The sequence below is a fragment of the Pontibacter sp. MBLB2868 genome, from assembly GCF_051904785.1.
GTDB lineage: Bacteria > Bacteroidota > Bacteroidia > Cytophagales > Hymenobacteraceae > Pontibacter.
On record NZ_CP196710.1, the window covers coordinates 1598152 to 1621112 of the forward strand.

The 22961-nt window shown below is 43.1% G+C and carries 20 protein-coding genes; 15 read left to right on the plus strand and 5 right to left on the minus strand.

Features of this window, described 5'->3' with window-relative positions; genetic code table 11:
* Positions 1–6 precede the first annotated feature (6 nt).
* From argB to argH, 3 genes are all read left to right on the plus strand, one after another.
* Entirely contained in the window at positions 7–798 is a 792-nt protein-coding gene (argB, locus tag ACSX1A_RS06840) for an acetylglutamate kinase (RefSeq protein WP_439882874.1), read from the plus strand.
* Positions 798–1862 (plus strand): M20 family metallo-hydrolase, encoded by a 1065-nt coding sequence (locus tag ACSX1A_RS06845; RefSeq protein WP_439882875.1) that lies wholly within the window; start codon positions 798–800, stop codon positions 1860–1862. The genes argB and ACSX1A_RS06845 overlap by 1 nt, the downstream gene beginning before the upstream one ends.
* 61 nt (positions 1863–1923) lie before the next feature.
* On the plus strand, positions 1924–3258 hold the full coding sequence (gene argH, locus ACSX1A_RS06850) for an argininosuccinate lyase (protein WP_439882876.1): 1335 nt from the start codon (positions 1924–1926) through the stop codon (positions 3256–3258).
* A gap of 95 nt (positions 3259–3353) precedes the next feature.
* On the opposite strand, the gene ACSX1A_RS06855 is transcribed toward argH, so the two are convergent.
* Positions 3354–3677 carry a hypothetical protein gene (locus tag ACSX1A_RS06855; protein WP_439882877.1) on the minus strand — a complete coding sequence of 108 codons (324 nt, stop codon included), beginning with the start codon at positions 3675–3677 and terminating at the stop codon, positions 3354–3356.
* Between the two features lie 231 nt (positions 3678–3908).
* Between ACSX1A_RS06855 and ispG the strand changes: the two genes are divergently transcribed.
* From ispG to ACSX1A_RS06885, 6 genes are all read left to right on the plus strand, one after another.
* Positions 3909–5882, plus strand: coding sequence for a (E)-4-hydroxy-3-methylbut-2-enyl-diphosphate synthase (gene ispG / locus ACSX1A_RS06860; RefSeq protein WP_439882878.1), 1974 nt, complete (start codon positions 3909–3911; stop codon positions 5880–5882).
* A gap of 9 nt (positions 5883–5891) precedes the next feature.
* The gene (locus tag ACSX1A_RS06865; protein ID WP_439882879.1) at positions 5892–6170 is read left to right on the plus strand and encodes an acyltransferase family protein; all 279 of its coding nucleotides are present in this window, start codon (positions 5892–5894) and stop codon (positions 6168–6170) included.
* A gap of 40 nt (positions 6171–6210) precedes the next feature.
* Positions 6211–6945 carry an acyltransferase gene (locus ACSX1A_RS06870; RefSeq protein WP_439882880.1) on the plus strand — a complete coding sequence of 245 codons (735 nt, stop codon included), beginning with the start codon at positions 6211–6213 and terminating at the stop codon, positions 6943–6945.
* 134 nt (positions 6946–7079) lie between these two features.
* The gene (locus ACSX1A_RS06875; protein WP_439882881.1) at positions 7080–7244 is read left to right on the plus strand and encodes a DUF6728 family protein; all 165 of its coding nucleotides are present in this window, start codon (positions 7080–7082) and stop codon (positions 7242–7244) included.
* An 11-nt stretch (positions 7245–7255) separates the two neighbouring features.
* Complete coding sequence (locus ACSX1A_RS06880) at positions 7256–7612, plus strand: MmcQ/YjbR family DNA-binding protein (protein WP_439882882.1); 357 nt, start codon at positions 7256–7258, stop codon at positions 7610–7612.
* Between the two features lie 241 nt (positions 7613–7853).
* Positions 7854–8354, plus strand: a complete 501-nt coding sequence (locus tag ACSX1A_RS06885) for a MarR family winged helix-turn-helix transcriptional regulator (RefSeq protein ID WP_439882883.1) — start codon at positions 7854–7856, stop codon at positions 8352–8354.
* 177 nt (positions 8355–8531) lie between these two features.
* Here the strand turns inward: ACSX1A_RS06885 and ACSX1A_RS06890 are convergent, their stop codons facing one another.
* Positions 8532–11414, minus strand: coding sequence for a leucine--tRNA ligase (locus tag ACSX1A_RS06890; RefSeq protein ID WP_439882884.1), 2883 nt, complete (start codon positions 11412–11414; stop codon positions 8532–8534).
* 324 nt (positions 11415–11738) lie between these two features.
* On the opposite strand from ACSX1A_RS06890, the gene ACSX1A_RS06895 reads away from it, so the two are divergent.
* Positions 11739–12416 carry a DsbA family protein gene (locus ACSX1A_RS06895; RefSeq protein WP_439882885.1) on the plus strand — a complete coding sequence of 226 codons (678 nt, stop codon included), beginning with the start codon at positions 11739–11741 and terminating at the stop codon, positions 12414–12416.
* A gap of 73 nt (positions 12417–12489) precedes the next feature.
* Positions 12490–13200, plus strand: coding sequence for a DUF1003 domain-containing protein (locus tag ACSX1A_RS06900; RefSeq protein ID WP_439882886.1), 711 nt, complete (start codon positions 12490–12492; stop codon positions 13198–13200).
* A gap of 60 nt (positions 13201–13260) precedes the next feature.
* Here ACSX1A_RS06900 and ACSX1A_RS06905 read toward each other — a convergent pair whose 3' ends face one another.
* Both ACSX1A_RS06905 and ACSX1A_RS06910 read right to left on the minus strand, forming a co-directional pair.
* Positions 13261–14001: a spheroidene monooxygenase gene (locus tag ACSX1A_RS06905; protein ID WP_439882887.1), complete on the minus strand. Its 741-nt coding sequence runs from the start codon at positions 13999–14001 to the stop codon at positions 13261–13263.
* 139 nt (positions 14002–14140) lie between these two features.
* Entirely contained in the window at positions 14141–14644 is a 504-nt protein-coding gene (locus tag ACSX1A_RS06910) for a pyridoxamine 5'-phosphate oxidase family protein (protein ID WP_439882888.1), read from the minus strand.
* Positions 14645–14783: 139 nt separating this feature from the next.
* Here ACSX1A_RS06910 and ACSX1A_RS06915 point away from each other — a divergent pair, with 139 nt between their 5' ends.
* The 4 genes from ACSX1A_RS06915 (at position 14784) to ACSX1A_RS06930 (ending at position 21954) form a co-directional block, all read left to right on the plus strand.
* Complete coding sequence (locus ACSX1A_RS06915; protein WP_439882889.1) at positions 14784–15368, plus strand: ACP phosphodiesterase; 585 nt, start codon at positions 14784–14786, stop codon at positions 15366–15368.
* Positions 15369–16213: 845 nt separating this feature from the next.
* On the plus strand, positions 16214–17302 hold the full coding sequence (locus ACSX1A_RS06920) for an efflux RND transporter periplasmic adaptor subunit (protein ID WP_439882890.1): 1089 nt from the start codon (positions 16214–16216) through the stop codon (positions 17300–17302).
* Between the two features lie 25 nt (positions 17303–17327).
* Positions 17328–20528 (plus strand): efflux RND transporter permease subunit, encoded by a 3201-nt coding sequence (locus ACSX1A_RS06925; protein WP_439882891.1) that lies wholly within the window; start codon positions 17328–17330, stop codon positions 20526–20528.
* Complete coding sequence (locus ACSX1A_RS06930) at positions 20521–21954, plus strand: TolC family protein (RefSeq protein ID WP_439882892.1); 1434 nt, start codon at positions 20521–20523, stop codon at positions 21952–21954. The genes ACSX1A_RS06925 and ACSX1A_RS06930 overlap by 8 nt, the downstream gene beginning before the upstream one ends.
* Before the next feature lie 420 nt (positions 21955–22374).
* Here the strand turns inward: ACSX1A_RS06930 and ACSX1A_RS06935 are convergent, their stop codons facing one another.
* Positions 22375–22887, minus strand: a complete 513-nt coding sequence (locus ACSX1A_RS06935) for an FKBP-type peptidyl-prolyl cis-trans isomerase (RefSeq protein ID WP_439882893.1) — start codon at positions 22885–22887, stop codon at positions 22375–22377.
* Positions 22888–22961: the final 74 nt, after the last annotated feature.

The following is a 22961-nucleotide window of genomic DNA, read 5'->3' on the forward strand; positions in this document are numbered from 1 at the left end:
TAAGATTTGATACTTGTTAAAATTGGCGGAAATATATTGGATGATCCTGCCCGGCTGCGTTCTTTTTTGGTTGATTTTGCGCAGCTGCAGGGTCCCAAGCTGTTGGTGCATGGTGGAGGTAAAATAGCCTCTGCCATTGGCCAGCGACTTGGAATAGAACCTGTTATGGTAGATGGCCGACGCGTTACAGACACGGAAACACTGGAATTGGTGACGATGGTATATGGTGGCCTGGTAAACAAACAGGTAGTGGCACAACTACAGGAACTGGGGTGTAACGCCATAGGTATGACCGGTGCTGACGCGAATAGCATAAAGGCTGTTAAACGCCCTGTGGGGAAAGTGGATTATGGGTTTGCAGGCGATGTGGCAGGAACTGAAAGTATAAATGTACCGGTGCTGGAAACGCTACTGGCAGCAGGTCTTACTCCTGTCTTTGCACCGCTTACCCATAATGGCAAAGGGACTATTCTAAACACTAATGCCGATACGATCGCATCCGTTCTCGCATCAGCCCTTGCCGGTAAGCAGGTTGTGAAACTGATGTACTGTTTTGAGAAGCGGGGCGTTTTGTCAGATGCTGCAGATGAAACATCTGTCATCGCCCAAATAAACCCTGAAAAGTATAATTATTTAAAAGAGACCGGTGCAGTACATGCGGGCATGATCCCTAAACTAGATAATGCATTTGCAGCTTTAAAACTTGGCGTAAAGCAGGTGCTGATAGGTGAAGCTGAAGCTCTTAAAAGTATAAACGGAGCAGGGGAGTTTTCAGGCACAACACTATCACTGAGCTAATGCCGGAAGAATTATATACACAAGCCCTGGCGCTGCTTCAGAAGCTGATTGCCACTCCATCTTTTAGCAAAGAGGAGGCCGGCACCGCAGCTATTCTGAACGAATTTCTGAAAAAGAAGGGAATAACCGTGCACCAGGAGCTGAATAATATCTGGGCGTTTAACAGGTATTATGATAAGGCAAAACCGACACTGCTGCTAAACTCGCACCATGATACTGTAAAGCCGAATGCCGGTTATACCCGTGATCCTTTTGCGGCAACCATAGAATCAGGAAAGCTTTTTGGACTTGGAAGCAATGATGCGGGCGGTTGCCTGGTGTCTCTGATGGCAACGTTCCTGCATTTTTACGAACGGCAGGATCTGAAGTATAACCTTGTTTTAGCAGCAACCGCCGAGGAAGAAATATCAGGTAGAAACGGCATTGAACTTATACTGCCCAGATTAGGCAACATAGCGGCGGCAATTGTTGGAGAACCTACAGAAATGCACCTGGCAATAGCTGAAAAAGGGCTACTGGTGCTCGACTGTGTAGCCAAAGGAAAAGCAGGGCATGCAGCCCGTGAGGAAGGCGTAAATGCCATTTACGCAGCTTTGCCGGACATCGAGTGGTTCAAGAGCTATAGATTTGAGAAGGAATCGGAACACCTTGGGCCGGTGAAGATGACTGTATCCCTGATAAACGCAGGTACGCAGCATAATGTAGTGCCGGATACGTGCCATTTTACTGTTGATGTACGCCTGACGGATGCTTATTCTATGGAAGAAGTTTTAGAAGTAATAAAGCAGCATGTGAAAGCAGATGTTACTCCGCGGTCTACCCGCCTGAAACCCTCCGCTATTCCTAAACATCATCCTTTGGTACAGGCTGGGATAGAACTGGGCAGGAAAACGTATGGTTCTCCCACCACCTCCGATCAGGCGCTTTTACCTGTTCCTTCTCTCAAGATGGGGCCTGGCTTTTCCGGCCGGTCCCATATGGCAGACGAGTACATCTATCTGCATGAGATCGAAGAAGGTATATCGCTTTACATTAAATTACTCGAAAAAGTAATAATTAATTAATACAGGGAGTGTCTGAAACAGGCAATTCAAATTATTTCAATCACTCATTCAAATTAGAGTTATGAAACTTTGGCAGAAGAACATAAGTGTTGCAGCTGAGATAGAAAAATTTACCGTTGGGAAAGATGCGGAGCTGGACATGCAACTGGCGCGGTTTGATGTATTAGGTTCTCTGGCACACGCACAGATGCTGCAAAGTATTGACCTGCTATCTGAACAGGAGCTGGAAATTCTGCAAGCAGAGCTAAAGCAGTTATATTCCAGAATTGAGGCTGGTGCGTTTTCCATCGAAGCAGGAGTGGAAGATATTCACTCGCAGGTGGAGTTGGAACTGACGCGCAGGGTAGGGGAAGCGGGTAAGAAAATACACAGTGGCCGTTCCCGTAACGACCAGGTGCTGCTCGACCTTAAATTATACTTCCGGGACCAGCTAAAAGAAACGGTGCAAGAGGTTATAGCGCTTTTTGAAGTGCTGCAAAGTCAGAGTGAGAAGTATAAAAATGTATTACTACCCGGCTATACACACCTTCAGGTAGCAATGCCTTCTTCTTTTGGCTTATGGTTTGGTGCTTATGCCGAAAGCCTTGTGGATGATATGCAGCTACTTTTGGCCGCTTATAAAATAGCAGACAAAAATCCGCTGGGTTCTGCCGCTGGCTATGGTTCATCTTTCCCACTTAACCGCCAGATGACTACAGAGTTGCTCGGTTTTGACAGCATGAACTATAATGTGGTTTATGCTCAAATGGGTCGCGGAAAGTCTGAGAGAGTTGTAGCTACAGGCTTAGCTTCAGTAGCTGCGACGCTGGCTAAAATGGCGATGGACCTTTGCCTGTACATGAGCCAGAATTTCAGCTTTATAACCTTGCCTGATCACCTGACAACCGGATCCAGCATTATGCCTCATAAAAAGAATCCGGATGTATTTGAACTACTTCGCGGGAAATGCAATAAACTTCAGGCGCTGCCTACTGAAATTTCAATGCTGCTGATCAACCTGCCTTCCGGGTATCACCGCGATCTCCAGTTGCTTAAGGAAAATCTATTCCCAGCATTTGCAGAGTTACAAAGCTGTATCCAGATGATGACCTACATGCTCCAGGAAGTAAAGGTGCGGGAGAATATACTGGAAGAGGATAAGTATAAATACCTATTTAGTGTGGATGCCGTTAATGCGCTGGTGCTGGAAGGTATGCCTTTCAGGGATGCTTATAAATCTGTTGGCGAGCAAATTGAATCAGGTGCGTTCACGCCGCCTGCCGCCGTTGAACATACTCATGAAGGCAGCATCGGGAATTTGTGCACGGCAGAAATTGCTGAGCAGATGCAGCAGGTACTGGCAAGTTTTAACTTCGCGAAAGTAGAGAGAGCCTACCAAAATTTATTAATTAGTTAATTATAGCAGCAATACAGGAAGTTAAGAGCTGTAAGTGCCAGTACTTCCTGTATTGCCCATGTTTTGTTGCCTGCTTTCTACTTTAAAGGTCAGGACTATTTCGTCCGGTACATTATTTTTCCTGCAACTTTGGCCAGGATTAATGGTATCAAAAGCATTGCAACACCAACAGCCACTACACGTCTTAGGCCAAGGCGAAGCATAAGATTACTAACAACTCTGCTGCGAAGTTCAGTTACAAGAACTTTACCTGCTTTCGTCATAGGTTTTCCCTTTACCACCTCTTCTACCTCCCGCCAATTTCCTTTCTCTAACTGGCGCTTAATATATCCTAATACAGAATCTTTGGTGATCAAAACAGCTTCGCTGATCTGCCTCTGCCGAAGTTGCGTCCCGCATTGCAGTCGCTTAAATTTCATGTCAGAAATTTCAGGAAGAAAATTGCGCATAAATATCATGATCAAGATTAACTGAGTTATTAAAAATTAGTATCACGATTCAGCTTACACCATTCAACTGTTACATGAATTTGGTTTTGTAACAGCTATACTTATGTCTGTTTAAAATAAAGCTACTATTTTTACGTAATTTGCCTTTGAACAAACAAGGCAGATCTTTAGTTAAAGAAGCAAGCTGACGCATAATTACATATGAATAAAATATATTGCCCGAGCCTTACTGAGTATAAACGCAGAAAAACGCGCGTGGTAAACATTGGCGGCATTCCTCTGGGCGGCGATAACCCAATCAGGGTGCAATCCATGACAACCGTGGACACTATGGATACCCAGGGATCGGTGGAGCAATGTATCCGCATGATCGAGGCAGGTTGTGAATACATCCGCATTACTGCGCCAAGTATAAAGGAGGCAGAAAACCTCCGACTTATTAAGGAAGAACTACACAAGCGGGGGTATCAGGTACCTCTTATAGCAGACATTCATTTCACGCCAAATGCTGCGGAAGTAGCTGCACGGATCGTAGAGAAAGTGCGCGTGAACCCCGGCAATTATGCTGATAAAAAGAAATTCCAGGTAATTACCTATGATGATGCCTCGTACCAGGCAGAACTGGACCGCATCAGGGAGCGCTTTGTGCCTTTGGTTCGTATTTGCAAAGAACATGGCACCGCTATGCGTATCGGCACAAACCATGGTTCTTTATCCGACAGGATATTAAGCCGCTATGGTGATACGCCGCTGGGAATGGTGGAAAGTGCGCTGGAGTTCCTGCGTATTTGTGAGGACGAAGGTTATTACGATATCGTCATCTCCATGAAGGCATCTAATACCCAGGTTATGGTACAGGCCTACCGCTTGCTGGTTCAAAAACTGGACGAGGAGGGACTGCAACCTTACCCGCTGCACCTTGGGGTAACCGAAGCCGGTGAGGCTGAAGATGGCCGTATCAAATCGGCTGTCGGTATAGGCACTTTGCTGGAAGACGGCTTGGGTGATACCGTGCGGGTTTCTTTAACGGAAGCTCCTGAAGCGGAAGCTCCTGTGGCACAAGCCCTCATTGATCGCTATGCTGAACGGGCTGTAAAAGCCATGCCAATCAAGCCTATATGCAATGTTCCGATTGACCCTTTCCAGTACCATCGTCGGGAAACGATTGAAGTACAGAACCTGGGAGGCTTAAACGTACCACGTGTCATTGCTGACTTAAGCCGCTTAACCGATATTAAGTATGCTGACCTTAAAAGTGTGGGGCATTTATACTCCATGCTGTTAGATAAGTTCAATATGAACGACCTGGGGGCTGATTTTATTTACACCGGCGACAACCCAATACAATTCATGCTGCCTAATGGGCTGAAGGAGATCGTAAACCAGAAAGCATGGCTGGTCGCAGAACAACGTGAAGACAGGCACCCATTGCTGCAGGCAGCATCTTACCTCGCTGGTGTTGAGAAGCATCCGAAGCTCAATTTTGTACTTGCAACCCTTGGTGATATCAGTGAGCCGTTTATGGATCACTTAAAAAATGATACTACTACTGTACTGGTATTAGAAACCACAAACGAGCATGCCATGCCTGAACTCCGGAAATGTTTTTTCAGGTTGATGAACAACGGTGTTAAAAACCCTTGTATAATCAAGCGTGAATACGGTAACCTAACTGCAGACCAGGTGCAACTTTATGCTGCCACAGATGTAGGGGGACTGTTGATTGATGGACTTGGTGATGGTATAATGCTAAGTACAGAACTGCTTCCAGAACAGGATAAAGCTGACTGGCTTGAAAAGATTGATAAATTCAATAGCCTCAGTTTTGGCATTTTGCAGGCTGCGCGTACCCGCATGAGTAAAACAGAATATATCAGCTGCCCAAGTTGCGGACGCACTTTATTCGACTTGCAGGAAACCACAGCCATGATACGCAAACGTACTGATCACCTGAAAGGAGTTAAGATCGGCATCATGGGGTGCATTGTTAATGGGCCGGGAGAAATGGCCGATGCTGATTATGGATATGTTGGTGTAGGAAAAGATAAGATCGCCCTTTACCGGGGACAAAATGTGATCAAGAAATCTGTTCCCGCCGACAGGGCAGTAGATGAACTGATCGAACTGATCCGGGAGGATGATAAATGGATTGAGCCGGTTTTGCTGGAGGATTAGGTTTATAGAATGATCCGCACTCAGCTTGTAAAAAAGGAGGCACCTTTAACTTCTTCTGTTCTAAACCATGTTGTAGCTTATGATGCTATACGGCTTTTTGCTGTTTTCTCTGTTATAGCGGTGCATGTTGCTACACCAGTTGTCGCTAATTACAATTCATCAGGCAAAACTGCGTGGTGGGCGGGTAACTTATATGAATCCCTTTTCAGGTCTGGCATTCCTTTGTTCCTGATGCTTACAGGGGTACTGCTACTTCCCAAAGCCAATGGATTAAGGTTTAAGAAATAGAATTTTACGGATCTGTTTCCCCCTTCTATTCTGGACTTTTGTGTTTCTTATTGCAAAAAATAAGCTTAAAGAGATAGAGCTTGAGGATTACGTTTACAGTCTTCTCCATGGTAGCACATATTATTTCTGGTATGTGTATTTTATTCTTCTGGTATACACGCTGATGCCGTTGTTAAGGATTTTGGTAAAGTATTTTCAACCCTCTGTCAACCAGATACTCCTTCTGATCTGCATAACCACCTTTGTACTGAAACTACTACCATCTGATGTTCAGTTAGTCAATACAATTATAAATTATTTAATTTACTTACAGTACATTGTATTTGGGTATTGCTTAACATCAGGCAGCAAAACCTGGTGGCAGAATAATATTTATTTTGGCTTGCTATTAGTCGTTTCTGGATTTGTTATTACCTTATTTGGCACTTATTTTTTGTCAGATAAAACAGGAGAGTTTCAGGATTTCTTTTATCAGAGCAGTACCACACACATTTTTCTGAAAGCAGTTGGTATATGGATCTTGTTCAATAGACTGACTGCATCTATTCCAGCTAATGCTATAGCGCTTTTAAGGATGTTAAGTAAGTTTAGCTTTGGAATTTTCTTAATACATCAGCTTGTGATTGAGAACGTATTGATTGTGCGATTAGGCATTTCACATAATTTCATTCATCCAGCTGTAGGAATGTTACTTACTACCGTTTTGTGTTTTATTATCTCTTCATTCATTTTATACATACTAACTAAACTACAGTTAGGGAAGTATGTATGTTAACTAAGATATGTTTAAGTGGTAAAAATGTTATAAATCGGCTTAATATAAATCTTTTTGTACCTTTAGCTGTTACAAAAGAGACATGAGAACCTACTATAAGGCGTCTCAATTTGATAATATATTTTTGATTTAACATGAAGGGATTGTTTGATTTTAAAGAAGTAGCCAACTACTTTTTCCGTAAAAAAGACCCAAATCGCAAAACATCTTTCAATTTGAGAGCCATGCATACGATCAATAAGATATCGATGCTCATGTTTCTGATGGCCATCGTGTATTTTATTATTAAGCACTGGTAAAATTTTCCAAAGTGAATATAGAAGAGTTCAGAGATCATTGTATTGCGAAAGCTGGAGTTACAGAGGAGCTTCCTTTTGATGACGATACACTCGTGTTTAAAGTATGTGGCAAAATGTTTGCCCTATGCAGCCTTTCTGAATTTACAAAAGGTATCGCAGTAAAATGCGACCCTGAAAAAGCTATCGAGCTAAGAGAACAATATACGCAGGTAGGCACAGCTTCGCATATGAGTAAGGTTCACTGGAATAATGTATTACCTGATGCCGGTTTACCCGATAGCCTGATAAGGGATTGGATCGACAACTCTTACCAATTAGTAGGAGCCAAATTGAAGAAAAGCCTGCAAAAGGAAATAGGTTTGATCTAGAAATTGAAACTTTCATTGCTTTCCCTGTTATCATAAAAAAAGCCACCTCTAAAGGTGGCTTTTTTTATTGATTTTTAAAGTTGTGAAGTATCTCAACTGCACCTGTATAACATAACGTGTAGGTATCTTAAATTTTATAAATGTTTAAGCAATGAAAATTCGGTTTGCAGTAAAAAAGTGAAACTAACTTTCTGAAAACTCATTTATTATTACTATTATTGAGAAACTCACCTTATTAAAAATGATTCTAGAAAACGAAATCGGACTGAGTGTATTCCGGAATGAATGGCAGAAAGCCAGCGTCAGTATCTTGTACACATATGGTTTCTTGAGTAATGGGTATGAAAGCTTTTTCAAGAAATTTAACATGACAGGTCAGCAGTACAATGCGCTTCGCATTTTACGCGATCAGTTTCCAAAACCTGTTTCCACTTCTTTTCTCCGCGAAAAAATGCTGGATAAAATGTCAGATGCCTCACGGTTGGTTAGCAGGTTAAACGCGAAAGGACTTGTGGATGTAACACAAAATAAATCTGACAAGCGCCTGGTAAACATTGTTATATCTACCAAAGGGCATCAGCTTATCAGTAACATTGATAGTTCGTTGCATGAACTGGATGAAATGCTGCAAGGGCTTACAGAAGAGGAAGCGGCAACACTGGTTGAACTTCTTTTTAAAGTTCGCGGATCAATAAAAACAGTTGAAGAAAGAATATTAGCTACAGAACAATTGAATGCATAAAAACTCTACACTTTCCAGATAAAAAACCTCAAAACTAACCTAAAGATTACTGTAATAGGTGATAAAAGAGTTATATCTTTTATCACCTATTTTTTTGAACCTCTGTACAAAAAACAAAGCCGCTAAGTTTGGGGCTTAAGCGGCTTTGCTAAAAGTTAATTGGTAAGATGGAGGTAATTATACTACTACGTTTATGATTTTGTTTGGCACTATAATAATTTTCTTTGGTGCCTTTCCGTCAAAAAACTTATTCACCTGCTCATCATTCACTACAGCTTTTTCTATGTCCTCACGCGGCGTATCAAGAGCAAATGCCATTTTTGCACGGGTCTTGCCATTTACAGACACCGGATATTCAAAGGTACTCTCTACCAGGTATTCCTCTTTCCATTGCGGGAATTTGGCATAGCTGATGCTATCCTTGTGGCCTAATTTCTCCCATAGCTCCTCCGTAATGTGCGGTGCGTAAGGTGAGAGGATGACTGTGAGAGGCTCCAGAATAGCGCGCTTGTTTGTCTTAAGCTGTGTCAGTTCGTTCACACAGATCATGAAGGTAGAAACAGATGTGTTAAACGAGAAGCGCTCCACGTCTTCTTCCACTTTTTTAATTGTTTTATGAAGCGTTTTCAGCTCTTCAGCTGTAGGTGCATCTTCAGAAACTGCAAAATTTCCATCATTGTCATGAAAGAGTCTCCAGAATTTTTTGAGGAACTTATGTACACCGTCCATTCCGTTAGTATTCCATGGTTTGAACTGCTCCAGCGGCCCCAGGAACATTTCATACATACGCAACGTATCAGCGCCCTGGCGATCTACGATGTCATCAGGGTTTACTACATTGTATTTTGACTTAGACATTTTTTCAATCTCTACGCCAACTATGTACTTACCATCTTCCAGAATGAATTCAGCGTCTGCATTCTCAGGTCTCCAGTTTTTAAAGGCTTCCAGGTCAAGTACATCATTCTCTACAATATTCACATCTACATGAAGTTTAGAGAAATATTCTTCCAAAATATCAAATGAAAATTTTCCTTCAGTGATAAGATTAGATGCATCTTCATTAGTAATTGCCACTGCACCTAAAGCATAGTGTTCTGATCTTGCTTGTTCTATTGCTTTGTTTAAAGAGTAATATATAGGTTTTAATTTATCAGACTTTTTATACCGATACACAAAGTTCGATCGCCCCTGAATCATACCTTGGTTGATGAGCTTTTTAAATGGCTCTTGCTCCACTACAAGGTCAAGGTCAAACATGAACTTGTTCCAGAAGCGGGAGTACAGCAGGTGGCCTGTGGCATGCTCAGAGCCGCCAATATACAGGTCAACATTGCGCCAGTATTCCACCACATCCTTATCAGCAAATGCCGCATCATTTTGAGGGTCCATGTAGCGATACCAGTACCAGCTGCTGCCAGCCCAACCCGGCATCGTGCTTAGTTCATACTCATACTGGTTTTCATACTTCCAGTCCACGGCACGGCCAAGAGGCGGCTCACCTGTTTCTGTTGGCAGGTAAGCATCGATTTTTGGAAGCTCCAGCGGCAATTCTTCTTCTTTGATCAGGTGCGGAACGCCATCTTTGAAATAAACAGGCACAGGCTCTCCCCAATAACGCTGGCGGCTGAAAACTGCGTCGCGCATACGATACTGCGTTCTGCCTTTGCCAACGCCTAACTCTTCTGCTCTTGCAATACCTGCTTTAATGGCTTCCTTCACTTCAAGGCCATTCAGAAAACCTGAGTTAATGATCTTGCCTTCTTTGCCGGCATACGCCTCTTCATCAATATTACCACCCTCAACAACTTGTTTGATTGGGAGGTTGAAATGCTTTGCGAAAGCGTAGTCGCGCGAATCGTGGCCAGGTACAGCCATCACTGCGCCTGTACCATAACCGGCAAGCACATAATCTGCTATCCAGATCGGCACGCGTTCATTGGAGATAGGGTTGATGGCATAGGCTCCGGTAAACACGCCGCTCACAGTTTTTACATCTGTCATGCGCTCACGCTCCGAACGGTTCTTGGCCACAGTCACATAGTCCTGCACTTGCCCGCGCTGCTCATCCGTGGTTATCTGCTCTACTAACTCATGCTCTGGCGCCAGCACTACAAAAGAGGCTCCGAAGATCGTATCGATACGTGTTGTGAAAACTTTGATCATATCAGAGATACCTTCCACTGAAAAGTCAAGCTCTGCACCAACAGATTTACCGATCCAGTTGCGTTGCATTTCTTTTACAGGCTCCGGCCAGTCTATTTGCTCCAGGCCTTGCAGCAAACGCTCAGCATAAGCTGTGATGCGCATCATCCACTGACGCATTTTCTTGCGTTCCACCGGGTATCCACCACGCTCAGACACACCACCAACAACTTCGTCGTTGGCGAGTACCGTTCCCATGGCAGGGCACCAGTTCACGACAGCTTCAGCTACATAGGTCAGCCTATACTTCAACAACACTTCAGCTTGCTGCTGTTCGCTCATCCGTTTCCATTCAGCAGCAGAGAAATCGGGTGTGTCTTCGTCGCAGGCAGCGTTCACGTTCACATTTCCATCCTGCTCAAATGCTTCTACAAGTTCCTGTATCGGCGCGGCTTTATCTGTGTTATAGTTATAATAGCTGTTAAACAACTGCATAAAGATCCACTGCGTCCACTTGTAATAGCTTGGTTCAGAAGTACGAACTTCACGTTCCCAGTCAAAAGAAAACCCAAGATTCTTGAGCTGCTCTACATAGCGCTTTATATTCTGCTCAGTAGTGATGGCTGGATGTTGGCCCGTTTGAATCGCATATTGCTCTGCAGGTAATCCAAAGGCATCAAAGCCCATAGGGTGCAACACATTAAAGCCTTTCAGCCGTTTATAACGGCTTACAATATCAGAGGCAATATACCCGAGCGGGTGCCCTACGTGCAGACCTGCACCAGAAGGATAAGGAAACATATCCAGGGCATAATACTTTGGCTTTTCGCTTTTAGCAGTAGCTTTAAAAGTGTGGTTCTCTTCCCAGAAGCGCTGCCATTTCTTTTCGATCTGAATAAAATTGTACTCTGACATGTGTTATGCTGTTATTCGCTGATTCATAGTTAAACTGCTAAGATACTTCATAAATGTTAATTGTTGAATGGCTACTTGATTTTAATGGAAGTTAAGATGACATTTAAGGCTTATCTGTTGCTCTTGCTGAACTGATGTATACATGTTTTAAGGGAAAAGATTTATTGTAAGAATGGGCGCTATCAGGGACCTGAAATTATTTTTTTATCCCAGAACATAAAATGATGTTAAATTTATGCCCTCGTATAATGATATAAGGGGCCGGCGAATTATAGCCTGTATATAAAGAGATCAATTACCAGCAAAAAACAATTATTACCTGCCATGACAGAAAAACACGACCTACTTGATATAATCCACCTGATCTATGTAATGGACCCTATGTGTTCGTGGTGTTATGGATTTGCACCAGTCATAAAGCGTCTTGTTGAAGAAAAGGAGGGAACGATACAGTTTAAAATGGTAATGGGAGGTTTACGACCGGGTACCGAGAAGGCATTGGAGCCACAAATGAAGGAAACCATCAAGCACCATTGGCAGGATGTTGAAAAGATCACGGAGCAGCCTTTTGATTACAGCTTCTTTGATAGAGAAGATTTTGTGTACGATACCGAACCTGCCTGTCGTGCTGTTGTTACCATGCGTTACCTGAACCCAGAGAAGGAAATGGAGATGGCAGAAGCTGTACAAAGCGCATTTTATGCAAAAAATAACGATGTGACCAGGTCTGAAATGCTGGCAAGTATAGCTTATCAGTTTGGGGTAGAAGAAGATGACTTTCTGAACAAATTCAATTCTGAGGAAATGAAGGAGAAGACGCAGCAGGATTTTACTATTGCACATCATTTACAAGCCACCGCGTTTCCGAGTCTTTATCTTTTAAACGGCACCAGCATACACCTCATCAGCCGCGGCTACCGCCCATTTGATGGCATGAAAGCTCATTTGGAACGGGTATTGCAGCAGGTAGCACCGGATAAGGAGCAGTCACAAGGCGAGTAATATCTTCTGTAAGTTCATGTGCCTGAAGCCTTAAGTATGCGTAAGGCATAAAAGGGACTCAAGCACATACTTTATGAAGTACCACAGCAGGAGCACAGGCGTTTGCTATATCACAAAGAAGCATTTGCCTTATAATTTACTGGTACCGGTATCCAGTATTCGTACCAGCATCCTGGATCTTATCAAAGCCGATTATCCAGACCTGGAAGAGAAGCATTATGTATCCCTTGAGGTCCTGAACAGATACCGTAACAAGTACCTGGAGCAGTTGCTGGTGCATGAACTTGGCGAACTCTCAAGCCTGGAGGAGGAGGTGATACAGAGTATCAGCAAGCAGGAGCTTTTGTCGTCCAATGTTGAAGAAGAGATCACTGAAAACCTGACGTTCGGGCAGAGATTGTCCGATAAGATCGCAGAATTTGGTGGCAGCTGGACCTTTATACTGTTCTTTTTCTCCTTTATACTACTGTGGATGATGGTAAACGTGTACCTCATTGCAGGAAAACCATTTGACCCATATCCCTTTATACTCCTGAACCTGATCCTGTCCTGCCTGGCTGCTATCCAGGCACCTATCATTATGATGAGCCAAAACCGCAAAGAGGCTAAAGACAGGAAACGCTCCGAATACGATTACCAGGTAAATCTAAAGGCTGAGCTTGAAATACGCTTACTTCACGAAAAACTTAACCACATCATTTCGCATCAGAACCAACGTTTGATTGAGATACAACAGATTCAGGTTGATCTTTTAGAAGATATTATTGGCAGAATGAAAAGGTAACGATATCGGATTTGAATTTTACTGTAGTCACTTCCCCAGTTACCAAAATATCGCCGGTACCTACACAATTTTTTCTGCTAAAATATGCTCCAGTGGATCTTTCCCATTCCAGAGACCAATGCTACTAACCGGTTTAAAACGTGCAAACAGCTCTTCATTATACCAGTTTTCCGCTCTTGTCCTCCGGATCACCTCCTGATGCGCGGCATGTTTATAGGCATAATTTTTCATTGCCTCCGCTGATTCCCAAACGCTAAAGGTAGCCTGCCTGATTAGTGGCAGTTCTCCTAAACCAATAGAACATAATAGTCCAGCTGCATGCTCCAGTGCTTTGCTTGATTTCGGCACAAACCGCCAGAAATTTGGCAGGGACTTCCAGTTTATACTAGCCCTTGTTAATACGGCTATTGGTCCGCCAGCATACTTATCAGATAGAGTAGGAGTAAAAGGCTCCTGTTTATCCCATTGGCCATGTGCTTGCCAGGCTAATAGTTTAACTGTCCAGATTTCTGTTGTGTGTTGCCTGTATTGCTGCATCAGCTCTGACTGCTGCAGGAACCTGTCAGCAGCGGCTTCATTCTCCCAGGTGCAAATGAGTCCATAGCGCCAGAAATTAGGTCGAATACTGAAACCCTTTCCGTGTCCGCTTCCAAGTAATTTATAAAAAAGGAGCCCTTCTATATTTTTCAGGTGGGGCACGGATGTTCCCATTTGTGCAAGTCCCCAGCGCAAACTTCCTTTCCGTATTCCAAACAAAGTAAGAGTTGTAAGCTTGGCTGCTGTAGGTTCTGAGTGTTGCAAAATCAAGTCTTGTTACAGATTAAAGATATACAATTAAAAGCAAAAACACCTGCAAGGCTTTAACCAATAGCAGGTGTTTTTGTAATTCTATTCCTCAACACATTTGCGTACTCTGCTTTCACAGCTAAGTGCACTAGTGCTACAGGTTTATCTTTTTATTATCTCCAGTCTTTGCACTTTCACCGGTTAAGGCTGCTTTTGCCATTCCGTATAACTGGATCAAAGTACTGTTTGGAGCGTCCCAATATTCTGCTTTATCAATTTTCACTTTGATCAAAGCAACATTTGGGTCGTCTTTCCCTTCAGGAAACCATGCCTTCAGCGTAGGACTCCATAGTTCATCAATTTTTTGTTTGTCCCTGGTAAGACTAGCTCTTCCTGACACGGAAACGTATAGCTCATCATCCGGTTTTGAATAACTTAAATTCACATGAGAGTCGTTTTCAGAGATCTCATGCGACTTACCGGACTCATATCCTGTGAAAAACCATAAGATACCGTCAGGGTTTGTTTTTTGGGTACGCATTGGCCTGCTTCTAAGGCTACCGTCACGCTCCATGGTTGTCATCATGGCAATGTCGATATCCTTTATCATATCAATCAGTTTATGCAGGTTTTCCTGTGATGTTTGGTTGTTATTCATAGTTTTACGCTTTGTTTCTGTGGTTTTGATTACGGGGTGCAGCGTTGTAGGGTTCCTGCCCTAAGCTACAGCTTACACTTTTGGAACAGATGCTATTCCGAATTGTTTATACTTGTGAATTGACCATAAGCCCCTATACGTGAATTTTTTGGCCCATGCTTTCTTGTCCGGTGATGATCCGGAACTACTTCTCGGCAACTTTATAGCAGATTCTGTTAAAGGCAAAAAGGTGGAATTATATACACCGGCAGTTGCCCAGGGCATTCGCCTGCACCGTCTTATCGATACTTACACCGACACACACCGGATAGTAGGGGAGACTAAGGCCAGGCTTCGCCCGAGGTACAGGAAGTTTGCCCCGGTAATTGCGGATATGTACTACGACCATTTCCTGGCCAGCCGCTTTGAAAAGTATAGCACAGAGCCATTAGAGACGTACACGCAACGGGTTTACGCCTTGGTTCAGAAGTATTATGACATACTGCCAGAACGAATGCAATATACTTTTACGCATATGAGGGAGCATGATTGGTTAACCGGATATGCACAAATTGAGGGGATACACAGAGCTCTCACAGGGATGAGCCGCCGGGCCAGTTTTACATCGGGCATGGAAACAGCCGCAGTTGAGTTAAAAGAAAATTATGACCTTTATGCAGCTGATTTTGAGGCCTTTTTCCCGGAACTGATAGACTATGTGGAGGTGGTTAGGCAAAGCTGCTAAAAGAACCTAAAAACCTCTTTTAATACGCCTCAATACCTTCTGTAAGTGGTTAATTTCACCTTCAGTTAATTTATTTTAACAATTTTTTTAGTTAGTCTTTTCAAATTATAAATCACTCATCTATTTGCTTATCAACAACTTAACTGTGTTTTGATATAAGACTAAAATTATACTTTATTGATGTTTGGACTTATATTTGATTTTTGCTGCTTGCCTTGATAAGTATCTTGATGTAGTTTTGTCCCCCAGATGATAAAGGCTACCCTAAAATATCTTCTTCTACTTAGTGTTATCTTGTTAAGTGCGTATAGTCAGCTATATGCACATACAGACAAGGGACTCACTTTCCATTCCCTTTCGAACACACCATTGGGGGAAGATATTATTCAGATTGCCTCATCTCAAACAACTCAGCCTTCACTCATCTCTGATTCCTCATCCGGCACAACAAAGCAAAATCACAAAAGCATTGTTCCTGCAAAATTCGAGATAGAGGAAGATGAATTAGTTGCTTTTAAGAAGTTTCTAGAGAGCAATAAGAGCATTACTGCGCTATTTTATGCCTTCATTGCCGGATTTCTGTTTCGGTATATACTCAAAGGCTTCTCCCTTTCAGAGTTTTTTTATCATTTCTCATCTTACAGAAGGCATATCGTACTACAGGTTTTCCGGATCTGATATACTTTCTTAAGCAGGTAAATTAACATTGCCTGTATTACCACGTCAAAATTTGTATGCCCATCACCCTATAGCAGGAGCTATTGCGGATGCGCACGTGTATTTTCTTATACACGACCTTTCATAATTCATTAACAAAAACTAATCGTTTTAATTTTTAAATCATCATGAAGAGAATTCTCATGCTCGGGGGCGTGTGTGCCATGTTGTGCCATACAAGCTGTACCTCAACAAAAGGAGAAGAAAAAAAGGAAGCTGAAACCGAATTTCTGGTTACCAGCCCTGTTAAAATGGACACGACTATTACGGAAAATTACGTAAGTCAGATCCAGTCCATACGACACATTGAAGTTAGAGCGCAGGAAAAAGGCTACCTGGAAAAAATCTTTGTAGATGAAGGACAGCATGTAAAAAAAGGGCAATTGTTATTTCAGATCATGCCCAATTTATATGAGGCCGAACTGCAAAAAGCACAATCTGAAGCCAATTATGCTCAGATCGAATACCAGAACACAAAGTCGCTTGCAGATAGAAATATAGTATCTCCAAATGAACTGGCACTCGCAAAAGCTACCCTGGATAAGGCAAAAGCAGAAGTAGCCCTGGCAAAAGTTCACCTGCAATTCACTGAGATCAGAGCGCCGTTTGATGGTATCATCGACCGTTTCCATGTGCGTCTGGGTAGCCTGGTAGATGAAGGTGAACTACTTACAGAACTGTCAGACAACAGTAAAATGTGGGTATACTACAACGTGCCAGAGGCGGAATACCTGGATTATAAGACCAAGGAAGGACAGGATGAAAAAACCAAAGTAAACCTGTTAATGGCTAACAACCAGTTGTTTAAATATCCTGGTGTGGTTGAGACCATAGAAGCCGACTTCAATAACGAAACAGGTAACATTCCTTTCAGGGCTACATTTCCGAATCCGGACGGGCTTTTAAGGCATGGCGAAACAGGTAACATTCAAATGAGTGTTCCGCTCAAAAATGCACTGCTTATCCCACAGAAGGCCACCTTTGAAGTACTTGATAAAAAGTATGTGTATGTGGTGGATAAACACAATGTGTTAAAATCGAGGGAGATCACCATTGGCGCTGAATTGCCGCACATTTATGTCGTGCAGAATGGTCTGGCTCAAAATGACAGAATACTTCTGGAAGGCTTACGATTGGTACGTGAAAACGAAAAGATACGCTCAAAATTCGTTGAGCCAGGCAAAATGATAACTCAGTTAGAGTTATATGCGGAGTAGTTCCTTATCCCCAAACGTATAAGACATGTTTAGTAAATTTATACATAGACCCGTATTCGCTATTGTAATATCGGTCGTGATCCTCTTTATAGGTGGCTTGGCTATCAAGAAGCTGCCTATTTCCCAGTTCCCCGACATTGCACCTACCACAGTCAATATTTTTATTGCCTATCCGGGTGCAAGTGCTGATGTATTGGTTAACTCCACTCTCATTACCCTCGAACAGGCTATTAACGGTGTGGAGGGAATGCGTTATATAGCTTCTGATGCTACAAGTGCCGGTGAGGCCACGCTCAGGATTATTTTTGAACCTGGAACTGACCCGAACGATGCCGTAATCAGGGTGAAAACAAGGGTAGACCAGGTAATGCCGCTCCTGCCAGAATTGGTGCAGCGGGAAGGTGTTGTGATCACTCCCATCCAGCCAAGTATGTTGATGTATGTCAACCTCTACTCTAAGGAAAAGAGCATGGATGAGAAGTTCCTGTTCAACTACGCCACCGTTAAAATGATCCCTGAAATACAGCGGATCAAAGGTGTAGCCAGGGCGCAGATTTTAGGTAGCCGTAGATACGCCATGCGTGTTTGGTTAAACCCTGACCGTATGCGGGCCTATAAAATATCTGTAGAGGACGTAATGGATGCCTTAGCGGAACAAAGTATTATCGGCCGCCCCGGCAGGATAGGGCAAAGTTCCGGTATAGCCGCTCAGTCGCTCGAATATGTACTTACTTACAAAGGCCGATACAACAAGCCTGAGGAGTATGAAGGCATTATTATACGGGCCAATGCAGAAGGTGAAAGTATACGCATGAAAGACATAGCCACGGTAGAACTGGGTAGCGAATTCTTTGACATCTACTCTAATCTGAACGGTAATCCTTCAGCAGCCATTGTATTAAAACAGAACTATGGTAGTAATGCCAGTGATGTAATTGCCGATGTAAAGAGCCAACTGGAGGAAATGAAAGCCACTTTCCCTCCGGGAATGGACTACAAGATCAGCTACGACGTTTCACAGTTCCTGGACGCATCCATAGAGCAGGTGCTTCATACTTTAAGAGACGCGTTTATACTGGTTGCCCTGGTTGTTTTCATCTTCCTGGGAGACTGGAGATCTACACTAATTCCGATCCTTGCTGTTCCGGTGTCACTGATAGGTACGTTTTTCGTCATTCAGCTCTTCGGGCTTTCCATCAACCTGATCACTTTGTTTGCACTTGTACTGGCCATTGGTATTGTGGTGGATAATGCTATCGTTGTGGTGGAGGCAGTCCACGCCAAGATGGAAGAGACAAACCTTTCACCTTACAGGGCTACTGTAGAAGTACTTCGTGAAATTGGTGGTGCTATCATTGCCATCACACTTGTAATGACAGCGGTATTCATTCCGTTACTGTTCATGACTGGCCCGGTGGGTATTTTCTACCGTCAGTTCTCCATTACTATGGCTAGCTCCATTGTAATTTCGGCCCTGATTGCACTTACACTTACCCCGGTACTGTGTGCCATGTTGTTGAAGAATAACCATGGTAAACAAAAGAAGAGAAACCCGCTAACCAAAGCACTTGACGGTTTTAACAGCGGGTTTGAAAAACTTACCGGAAGATATGTTGGCTTGCTAAGGTCCATTGCAAGCAGAAGATTGCTTACGTGGGGAATACTTGCAGCATTTTGTGTGGGTATATTCTTCGAAAACAAAGTCCTGCCATCAGGATTTATTCCGAATGAAGACCAGGGTACTATTTATGCCATTGTTCAGACACCTCCGGGTTCTACTCTTGAAACAACCAACCAGGTATCTCAAAAACTTCAGAAGATCTGCGAGGGAATTGAAGGTGTGGAATCGGTGTCTTCACTGGCGGGATACGAGATCATGACGGAAGGACGAGGATCTAATGCAGGTACTTGTTTGATCAACCTGAAAAGCTGGTCTGAGCGTGATCATACTGTGAAAGAGATCATGGAAGAGCTGGAAGAGAAATCAAAAGGCCTGGGCGCGGTTGTCGAATTCTTTGAACCACCAGCAATCCCTGGATTTGGTTCTTCAGGAGGTTTCTCTATGCGTTTGCTGGATAAAAACTCTGATACCGACTACCACGAGTTTGATAAGATCAATAAGGAGTTCATGGATAACCTTGGCAAGCGGAAAGAGCTCACAGGCTTATTTACCTTCTTCGCAGCCAATTATCCGCAGTATGAACTGGAAATTGATAATAATCTGGCCATGCAGAAAGGGGTATCTATCGGCAAAGCGATGGAAAACCTGAATATCCTGATAGGTAGTACCTATGAACAAGGATTTATCAAGTTTAACCAGTTCTTTAAGGTATATGTGCAGTCTGATCCTAAATACAGAAGGCTTCCATCTGATATATTAAACCTTTCAGTTAAAAATGAAGCCGGGGAAATGGTACCATATTCTGCTTTTATGAAGCTGAGGAAGACACAGGGACCTAACGAAGTTACCCGTTTCAACCTGTACAACTCAGCAGCCATCCAGGGGCTTCCGGCAAAAGGATATACCACGGCAGATGCCATACAAGCTGTAAAGGAAGTTGCTGCGAATACATTACCAAAAGGGTATGACATTGCCTGGGAAGGCCTTTCTTATGATGAATCCATCAGGGGAAATGAATCACTTTATGTGTTCCTGGTTGTTTTGTTGTTCGTTTACTTCGTGTTGGCTGCCCAGTATGAGAGCTTTATCATTCCTTTTGCAGTGGTACTATCGCTGCCGATTGGTATTTTTGGCTCATTTTTGCTGCTGAAGCTGATGGGACTGGAGAACAACATCTATGCCCAGGTGGGTATGATCATGCTCGTCGGTCTATTAGGTAAGAATGCCGTTCTGATCGTTGAGTTTGCGGTCCAGAAACGCCTGCAGGGAGCCACCATCCTGGAAGCTGCCATTGAAGGTGCAAGGGTTCGTTTCCGTCCTATCCTGATGACCTCGTTTGCCTTTGTTGCCGGTTTGATTCCGTTGATCGTTGCCACTGGCGCAGGAGCTATCGGAAACCAGACGATTGGTGCTTCTGCCCTTGGAGGTATGCTGTTCGGAACGATTTTCGGTGTTGTTATCATCCCAGGATTGTACTACATATTTGCTAAAATGGCAGACGGTCGTCATTTGATCAGGGATGAACATGAAACCCCGTTAACTGAAGATTATGCCTATACCAGTGACAGTTTTGAACTCATTGAAGAAACTGAAGAACATGTATAAGAGAAGAATAACAAAATGGGTAGGGGTAGCTTTTGTATCCTTAACCTTTACGGCATGTAGTTTGCCAACTGTCGTTCAAAAATCTGCCAACCCAATGGTACCTGCGAGTTATAATAACTCGCAGGATACCACCAACACGGCAAAACTCAGGTGGCAGGATTATTTTACAGACCCACATTTGAGTGCCTTGATCGATACGGCACTGCAGAACAACCAGGAGCTGAACATAACTTTACAGGAAATACAGATTGCTCAAAATGAAGTAAGAGCAAGAAAAGGGGAGTATTTACCTTCTGTTGGACTGAGAGGGGCAACTGGCGTTGACAAAGTAGCGCGTTACACAAACATTGGCGCCATGGAGGCTACCACCAACATAGAAGGCGAAAGAGAAATGCCAGAGCCATTAACAGATTTTATGGTAGGGGCTTTCGCTACCTGGGAAGTGGACGTATGGCATAAACTGCGTAATGCCAAAAAAGCGGCAGTACTACGCTACCTGTCTACTGTGGAAGGGAAGAACTTCATGGTTACAAACCTGGTGGCCGAGATGGCAAATTCTTATTACGAATTACTGGCACTGGATAATCAGCTGGCTATCGTAAGACAGAACATTGCGCTTCAGACCAATGCCCTTGAAATAGTAAAGGCACAGAAAGAAGCCACCCGGGTTACAGAACTGGCGGTTCGTAAATTTGAAGCGGAGCTGCTTCACTCCAAGAGCCTTCAGTACGACATTCAGCAAAAGATAACAGAAACCGAAAACAGGATCAACTTCCTGGCTGGTAGATACCCGCAGCCGATTGCAAGGGATGCTCAGGCATTTAGTAGCTTGGTACCAGGTACTATTTCTGCCGGTATTCCAACCCAGTTGCTTGAAAACCGCCCTGATGTAAAGCAGGCCGAACTGGAACTGGCGGCATCTAAGCTGGATGTTAAGGTAGCCAAAGCAAATTTCTACCCTTCTTTAGGCATTACTGCAGGGGTAGGTTTCCAGGCCTTTGACCCGTCGTTTCTTATAAAAACTCCGGAGTCGTTGTTGTATACACTGGCTGGAGATATAGCTGCTCCACTGATCAACAGAAACGCGATAAAAGCAACGTATTACAGTGCTAACGCGAAGCAGTTACAGGCCGTTTATAGTTATGAGCGCACAGTTCTAAACGCTTATGTTGAAGTAGCTAACCAGTTATCGAAGATCAATAACCTGGAAAAGAGTTATGACCTTAAAGAGAAGCAGGTGCAGGCGCTTACCCAGTCAATTGATATTTCAAATGAACTCTTCAAATCAGCAAGAGCTGATTATATGGAAGTTTTGTTGACGCAACGTGATGCGCTTGAATCAAAATTTGAGCTTATTGAAACTAAAGTGCAACAAATGAATGCCTGGGTAAATATTTATCAGGCATTAGGTGGCGGATGGAATTAGAAGAAATTTATTTTAAATTTTTGATCCTACTCCAGAAGCTGTAAGATCAAAGAGCCACTTTACAAATTGTGAAGTGGCTCTTTCAATTTTAGGCAATAAGGTATTGCTGATTATTCCTGGTTCTCTGTAACTCCTATTTTATTTTTCTGTTTTAAATAGCACGTGTTTTACATTCACTGTAGTATTTCCATGCTTTGTTATAATCCCCTTTCATGAAATAACAGACCGAGACTATGAATAGGGTGGTTTGATTACTGGGATCATCTGAATAAGATTCTTCAAACACACCCTTTGATGCATTATATGCCGAATAGTATAGAGTAATATATATTAGATATTTAAAAACAAGCTGCTATAAAACCATAAAGGGGAGCACCATTACTGATGCTCCCCTTTATGGTAAAATATAAGTTGCGTAACTTAATGTTGTATACCACCCTCGCCATGTACATGGCCGTGGGCAATTTCTTCCTGAGTGGCTTCTCTTATATTTTCAACCTTACCTTTAAAGCTCAACTCTTTGCCAGCTAAAGGGTGATTAAAATCCATGGTCACGCTATCATCTTTCACAGCAAGCACACGGCCCTGCAATTGGTTTCCTTCGCTGTCAGCCATCGGTATAAAGTTACCCTCTTCCAGCATGTTATCAGGTATACTTCCTTCAATTTCAAATACGTTCTTAGGAAGATCAACTACCGCGTCAGGATTAATATCGCCATAGCCTTCTTCAGGCTTAAGTTTAAAGTCAAAAGTATCACCTTCACTTTTACCAGCCAGGCTGTCTTCGAACTGCTCTGGCAATCCGCTCATGCCATAAATAAAAACCATCGGATGCTCTTCATTCGCGGTCTCTACCAGGTTCTGCTCCCCGTTCTCGTCTGTAATACGTAGCTCGTAGGTGAGCGTAACCACTTTGTTGCTCTCTATTTTCATCGTTTAGAGTTTAAATTTTCACAAGTATTAAAGGTAAGAAAAATAAAAGCCTTCATCTAATCAGGCCGGGCTTT